Source organism: Pseudoalteromonas sp. JC28 (genome assembly GCF_013319255.1).
GTDB lineage: Bacteria > Pseudomonadota > Gammaproteobacteria > Enterobacterales > Alteromonadaceae > Pseudoalteromonas.
The window spans coordinates 1-7,911 of record NZ_QOKX01000022.1; the positions used below are offsets into that span (position 1 = coordinate 1).

3 protein-coding genes are annotated in these 7,911 nt (G+C 46.7%); all 3 read right to left on the reverse strand.

The features are described from left to right. Positions 1 to 3,399 (reverse strand): condensation domain-containing protein (locus DS891_RS24160; protein WP_174171163.1); only part of this gene is annotated, 3,399 nt, incomplete at its 3' end. Next, positions 3,380 to 4,036, reverse strand: coding sequence for a condensation domain-containing protein (locus DS891_RS24165; protein WP_174171164.1), 657 nt, complete (start codon positions 4,034 to 4,036; stop codon positions 3,380 to 3,382). The genes DS891_RS24165 and DS891_RS24160, both read right to left, overlap by 20 nt. A gap of 13 nt (positions 4,037 to 4,049) precedes the next feature. Further along, positions 4,050 to 7,910: an amino acid adenylation domain-containing protein gene (locus tag DS891_RS24170; RefSeq protein ID WP_368032284.1), complete on the reverse strand. Its 3,861-nt coding sequence runs from the start codon at positions 7,908 to 7,910 to the stop codon at positions 4,050 to 4,052. Position 7,911: the final 1 nt, after the last annotated feature.

Below are 7,911 nucleotides of genomic sequence, written 5' to 3' on the forward strand. Positions count from 1 at the left end.
CTTCTCTACTACTGTCTGTGCCAGTGGCTCTCCTGCCAAGTTGACACTCAGAACCGAGCTAGGAAGCCGCTGCGCCGCCAGCAATGCATCTATTCCCGACGGCACTGTATTAATTAGACTAATACCCGCTATGTCTTCGTTTAGCAGAGTCAGAATGTTTTCCACTAAGATTACTTTGCCACCAAAGCTCAGTGGAACGAATAACTCAAACACCGATAAGTCGAAGTTAAGTGACGTGCTTGCCAACACCCCCGCTAACTCTTCCGGCTGATAAAACTCTCCTGCCCACTGCACCATCGCCAACGCATTCCTGTGCGCTATCACTACCCCTTTTGGCTTACCTGTCGAGCCTGATGTATAAATAAGGTAACTTGGCTGGTCGCTCGTAGCTTGCGGATGACGGCCTAAGTTGTCTCTACACTGTTGTGCTAAGTCCTGCTGTAGTTTAGTGGCGTCTAGCTGCCATAGAGTGACACCTGCGATATCCAATAGCCCTTGAGTATGCTCGTTACAAATAACATGCTGCAACTGCGTATCTGCAACAATATACTCTAGTCGCTGTTTGGGATAATTAGGGTCCAGTGGGACATAGCGTCCTCCAGCTTTTAATACTGCCAACACTGCCACAACCATATTCACCGAGCGCGTTAGCAATATCCCTACCGCATCTCCTAGCTGCACTGCTTGATGCTGTAGTTGTCGTGCCAATTGGTTTGCACGTTGGTTGAGCTGACCATAGCTGATACTTTCATTGGCGGTTTCCACCGCCACCGCATCCGGTTGACTCTTTGCTTGACGCTCAAACAACTCATGCAATAAACAGCTCGGCACCTCAACATCCTGAGCTGTACTATTCAACTCCGTGAGCAAATAAGACCGCTCTCGCTCACTTAAAAGCTCAACCTCCGCAACCTTCAAGGCCTTCGTCAACCCCAATAGCAAACGCTTATAATGTCCGCCTAAACGTGCCAAACTCGCCGAATTATAGCGCCCCGCCCCGCCTTCTAAGCGAATACTCAACCCTACCGATACATGCGCCACTACCGTTAAGTCGTAGTTCGTCCCTTCCGTTGTCTCCGCTGTCGTAACCTCTAGCCCCGACTGCTCATCCGCTTCACTTAACTGCGCATCAACCGGATAGTTCTCAAATACAAATACGCTATTAAACAGAGGCTCTCCCAACGGCGACTGTTTTTGTATTTCATACAACGGATAGTAGCTATGCCCTTCTCGYGCCACTTGCTGTTCGTGCTGCGCCTGCAATAGCCCAAGCACCGTCTCTTCTGCACCGCTCTCTACAACCACCGGTACTGTATTGATAAACAAACCTAATATCGACTCGACACCCGCAAGACTTGCCGGCCGCCCTGACGTCACCGAACCAAACACCACCGCACCTTGGTTGCCATAGCGCTGYAACAACACACCCCATGCCGTTTGTACGACTATATTTAACGTCGTTCTCGCTTCCGCCGCCAACCGTTGTAACGCCGCCGTCTCTGATACACTAAACTCAATGCGATACTCGCCCTCTCCTRCTCCCACCTCTCCTTGCTCCGCTGGCAACTGAGTATGGCTACTCAGCGGYGCTAACGTGTCTCGCCAAAACGCTACCGTCTCCTCCTTGTCTTGCTCACTCAGCCACTGAGCATAATCTCTATARCTGTATTCTGGCGCTCCACTTGCTAACGGTATACCCGCACACAGCGCTTCATAACATTGCTTTATCTCCTTAAATACCAACGGAATACACCACCCATCCAGTAGCGCATGGTGGTAACTCCAGAGCAACGTATGTTCATCTCCTACATTAAATAAGCTAAAGCGCATCAGTGGTGCTGCATCTATCGCAAAGGCTTTGCGCTTATCCATACGCTGATAATCGTCTAAATAATGTTGCTGCTGCGCCTGTGACATCTCCCTTAAATCTTCTTCCTTCCAAGGCAGTACCGCATGTGYGCTCACCCTTTGATGCGCATTCCCTTGCTCTATTCCTACAAATGCCGTTCTAAAAATATTGTGCCGCTCTATTACCGCTAACCATGCAGCTTTAAATGCGCTTGCATCCAAATCCTTGAAGCTTATCCGAGTCTGCGTGACATAACTCCCTGCTTCCAACAAACCATGGAATAACARCCCCTGTTGCATCCCCGTCGCTGGATATAAATCTGCAATATCCGACCCAATATCCCATCGCTCTAACTCTTCCGTAGTYACCCTCGCCAATGGAAAATCACTCGGTGTATAAGGCCCAACGCCCACCGCCTTACAATGCGTAATAACGTCTCTTAAGGCTTGCTCATAAGCCTTCATCAACGTCGATAGCGCTCCCTCGCAATAACACCCTGTGTCATAATTCAGCGTAAAACCTAAACTGCCAAATACCACYTTCCCATTTAACACCAGCTCTTCTTGTGCTATCCGAGCTGCACTTATATGTTGCCCTCTATTTTCCTCTGCTATGCTAAAGGCGCCCGTCTGTTTTACCGTTTGGTCAAACTGCCCTAGGTAATTAAACTGCAAAGCCGGCATCGCCTTATCCGCAAGCTCGCTATCACCGCACAGGTACTTTAATACGCCATAGCCTATTCCCGTATCCGGAACCTGACGGTATTGCTCTTTTACCGCCATCAAAATACCACCTACATCCTCCGCCGCTTGCACGCTTAGCTGCAATGGATACATACTGGTAAACCAGCCTACGGTTTGACTTAAATCTATTACCCCCGCAACTCCCTCACGCCCATGCCCTTCTAGTGTCACCGATAGCGTTTGAGCACCACTACAACGTTGATGAGCTAACCACAAAGCCGCCAAGAGTACTTCATTCACCTGAGTTCGATAACTCTGTGGCACCATCGTGAGCAAAGCCTGTGTCTCATCCTCACTCAATTGGATTTGTAATTGTCGCCGTACACCTGCTTGTACCTGCTCATGACCATAATGCTGTTGCCAACTATTATCTGCCTCTAGTTCCCGCCAATATGAACGTTGCTGCTGAAGCCCTTCACTCTCGCTATAGCGCTGTAAGTGTCTTCCCCACTGTTGATAACTATGTGTCTTATCACCAAGCTGCAATGCTTCTCCCGCTTGGTATTGTTGATAGAGCTGTGCTATGTCTGACAGCAAAATACGCCAAGAAACCCCATCCACAACTAAGTGATGTATCACCAACAGCAAGCGTCCTGTACCCGCTTTGTTCGCCAAATAGACCAATCGTAATAACTCACCATCTATCGGTGATAAGCTGCGCTGCGCTCGCTCTGCAATAGCCGTTAAACTCTCTGCCTCTCCATCCCACTCATGCTGCTCTATGCAGTTTGATAGCGCCAATGCTTCCAAGGCTTGATACCAACCTCGCCACTGCCCCTGTGATTTATCAAAACTGAGCCTCANCATCCACAACTAAGTGATGTATCACCAACAGCAAGCGTCCTGTACCCGCTTTGTTCGCCAAATAGACCAATCGTAATAACTCACCATCTATCGGTGATAAGCTGCGCTGCGCTCGCTCTGCAATAGCCGTTAAACTCTCTGCCTCTCCATCCCACTCATGCTGCTCTATGCAGTTTGATAGCGCCAATGCTTCCAAGGCTTGATACCAACCTCGCCACTGCCCCTGTGATTTATCAAAACTGAGCCTCARTGCGTCATGTCTCGTGACCAAAGCTTGCAACATCGGTATCAGGCATTGGGTGTCAAAATCCTCTGGGGTACTTAATAGAACCGACTGGTTAAAGTGGGCTAACGCCGTTTCGTTTTTGAAAAATGCCTGCTGAATAGGCAGCAATGGCATCTCTCCTATCACCGCCTCTTGTGCTACCGTGTATCCTTTGCTCTGCTTTACACACCGTGCTAATGCCACGATGTGTTGATGACGAAACAGGTCTTTAACACTAAAATACAGGCCTTGCTCCGCTGCCCGTGAAACTAGCTGAATTGATAATATTGAGTCGCCACCTAGGGCAAAGAAGTTTGCCTCACAGCTCAGTGACGCTTGCGGTATCTTTAATAAACTCGACCATAATTGCTGCAATTGCGCTTCTGTTTTATTTTGTGGTCCTCGGTAATGNCGTGTATCCTTTGCTCTGCTTTACACACCGTGCTAATGCCACGATGTGTTGATGACGAAACAGGTCTTTAACACTAAAATACAGGCCTTGCTCCGCTGCCCGTGAAACTAGCTGAATTGATAATATTGAGTCGCCACCTAGGGCAAAGAAGTTTGCCTCACAGCTCAGTGACGCTTGCGGTATCTTTAATAAACTCGACCATAATTGCTGCAATTGCGCTTCTGTTTTATTTTGTGGTCCTCGGTAATGTGCTGTCGTCAACTCCGGTTGTGGCAAAGCGCGTTTATCAACCTTACCATTGACTGTAAGTGGAAATTGCTCCAACACCACAAACTGGCTCGGCACCATATATTCTGGTAATTGTTCGGCGAGCGCTTCGCTCAAAATACGAGTAGCGCTATCCTCAGACATCTCACCAGATAGCATCACGTAAGCAATCAGGTATTTTTGACTTCCTTCCCCCCAACACAATACTGCGGCTTGCTTAACACCGAAAGATTCATTCAACAATTGCTCTATTTCAGCCAACTCAATACGATAGCCACGAATTTTTACCTGTTCATCGATCCGGCCTAAGTAAACTAATTGGCCAGTATCAGATTGTCGTACAAGATCGCCTGTACGGTATAATTTCTCATGCTCATTCGTTACAAATGGGTTACTCACAAAACGTTCAGTATCTAGCTCTGGACGCTTGATATAACCTTGTGCCACACCTACACCACCAATATATAACTCTCCAACCGCCCCCTCAGGCAGCAGTTGCTGCTGATCATCAAGAATATAAGTTGTAACATTATCAATAGCAGTGCCTATTGTTACAGACGTATCGGGATGGAGCTTAGCTACAGTGGCACAAATAGTGGCCTCTGAGGGACCGTAAGCGTTATACATTGGATAGTGCTTTGACCACTGCTGCGCCAGTGCGGTACTACAGGCTTCACCACCCACCAATAAAGCGCGAAAATGGTAGTTTTGATGACAAGGTAGATGCTGTAAGTATGCTGGGGTTATGAGTGCATGAGTGATACCTTGATCAACCAAGTAATCTGCCATTTGCTGAGGATGATATTTATCAGCTTCGCTACAGATACATAGCGATCCTCCGTTCGTCAACCCCCACATCCATTCTAGGGTAAAGGCATCAAAGCTAGTAGAAGCTAGTTGCAACACTTTACTACTGTTATCTACTTGGAATTGTCTCCCTAAGTATGCCGCAAAGTTGACAGCTCCTTTATGTGCTATTTTAACCCCTTTAGGTTTGCCACTGGTGCCAGACGTATACACTATATATGCACTTGCCACATCACTATTTAAAATAGGGCTTGGTGGATTGTCTTGGCTATAGTTTGTCAGCGAGGTGTCAGCCATAACACAGCTAAAAGTACCTCTGAGTTCCACAAGTCTTTTTTCAAGTTCACTACTGGTGAGTAATAATGATGCTTCAGAATCATTAAGGATGTAAGACACCCTGCCATCGGGGTAACTTGGATCAATAGTCAGGTAAGCACCTCCTGCTTTTAATACCGCAAGAACACTCACAAGCAGTAGTTCAGAACGTGGTAAACAAATAGCGACTGTTTGTTCTGGCGTAAGCTGATATTGTTCGATTAAATACCAAGCCATTGCATTTGCTCGCGCATTTAATTGCGCATAACTTAAACTTCTTCCTGCTGACGTAATAGCTAACGCTTCTGGCTGTCGTTCAACCTGTCGTTCGAACAATTCATGTAAACCGCAATTTGCAGCGGGGTAATTTGTATTACCTGCCGCCCTAGTGAGTAATCGAGTAAACTCTTGAGCATCTAGTATATTTAATTGCTTAATGGCAATATCTTGATCTTCATGATGAGCGGCTAACGTACTCAGTAAGTTACACAGATGTCGGTCTAGAGTAGTGATATGCTGGTGAGAAAATATTGCAGTGTCATAGGTCCAGTTGATTGTCACTTCATCTTTATTGATACAAATATTAATATCTAAATCGAACTTAGCTACTTTAACTTTTTGCTCCCGTCGCTCAACAATGAGAGCTTGATTTTGCGGTACAGGCTTCGATGAAAAGTCGTTTTGCGTTGCTAGTAAAATTTGAAATAACGGAGTATGTGAAGCAGAACGTTCACTTGCTAGTTTATCAACTAACTTTTCAAACGGCATATCCTGATGCTGCTGGGCTTCAAGGTGCACTTTCTTCACATGCTTAAAATAATCGCTCAGATCGTTGTAATTGGTATTTACTCTTAATACTAAAGTATTCACGAACAGACCAACAACCCCATTCAACTCGCCTTGTAGTCGGTTGGCAATCGGCATACCCATCACGATGTCATGGCTACCACTGTGACGCGATAAAACTAAGGCACACAAGGCATGAGACAGCATAAACGGCGTCAAGGCATAATGCTTTGCCAAGCGACAAAGCTTACTCGCTACTTCACTGCTGAGTCGACTTGACACTTGCTCTCCCACGTAGTTCTTATCCGCTGGACGTTTAAAGTCTAACGGTAAGCTATGGACTTGTGGCATTGCAGCTAACTGTTGCTGCCAATACTGCCAATGCGTATCTAGAGTATCAGGCGTTAGCTGTTTACTTTGCCAAAGAGCGTAGTCCGCATATTGTAGGGGTAAAGCTGTAAGTGGGTTTTGTTGGCCTTGAGTAAAAGCTTCATAGAGTGCCCAACATTCGCGGGTCAAAATATCCATCGACCAACCGTCAGTGGCGATATGCGGCATATTAATTATTAAAATGCTCTTATCGACTTGGCATAGCAGTAGACTCACTTTAAGCATTACATCATCTGCAAGGTTAAATGTGTACTTCTGCTGCTCTTCAAGCCTCTGAGTGATTTCCGTCTCTTGTTCTTCACTCTCTAAATGCGTCAAATCTACCTGTTCGATGTTAAAATTGACTGTGTGTGCCGCGTGAATGATTTGCAGCGCTTGCTCATTGACATGTGCTTGATATGTAGTTCTGAAAATTGCATGGCGCTCAATCAAAGCAACGAAAACACGTTGCAATGCTGAAATATCAACTGCACCACTTAACGTTAAAGCCCGAGTGATATTGTAGGCATATGTGCCACCTTGCAAAGCATCGATAAACCACAAACGCTGTTGTGCAAAAGTCAGTGGAGCACTGTCTAAATTATCTTGTGCCTTAATCTTCTCATATGTGTGCTTTGCTTGAATTTCCTGGTGGCTTTGCAACCACATACCAAACTGACGAATAGTGGGATGTGAGAATAAATCACCCAAAGTTACTTCAATGTCGAAATGCCGCTTAATTAACGCACTAAGCTTCACCGCTAACAGAGAATTTCCCCCTAACCTAAAGAAATCACCCGTTACACTTAACTCCTCTAGTGGTTGTCGCAGTACCTCTGCCCATATCTCTACCAGCGCTCGCTCTACACTATTCTCCGCCGCTTCATATTCCTGCCCTATCTCCCCAATCTCGCTCGGTAGCGCACCCCTATCCAACTTACCATTCGCCGTCAATGGCAAAGCATCTAGCAAACACCAACGACTCGGACACATATAACTGGCTAAACGCGCCGATAACGCACGCTCTAACTCCGCTATAAAAATGCCTTCATCTACTACCTCTCCCTCTGCAACAACATAACCCACCAACGTCGCATCCGCACCCTCTCCTTGCACCAACACCGCCGCCTGTTTCACCACTGCTTGCTGTGCCAAAACACTCCTTATCTCTCCAAGCTCTATACGATATCCCCGCAGCTTGACTTGCTCATCCTTCCTTCCCAAAAATACCAACGCTCCCGACTCCAAGCGCCGTACCCTGTCTCCTGTTCTATACAACCTCGTATCCGCCAAC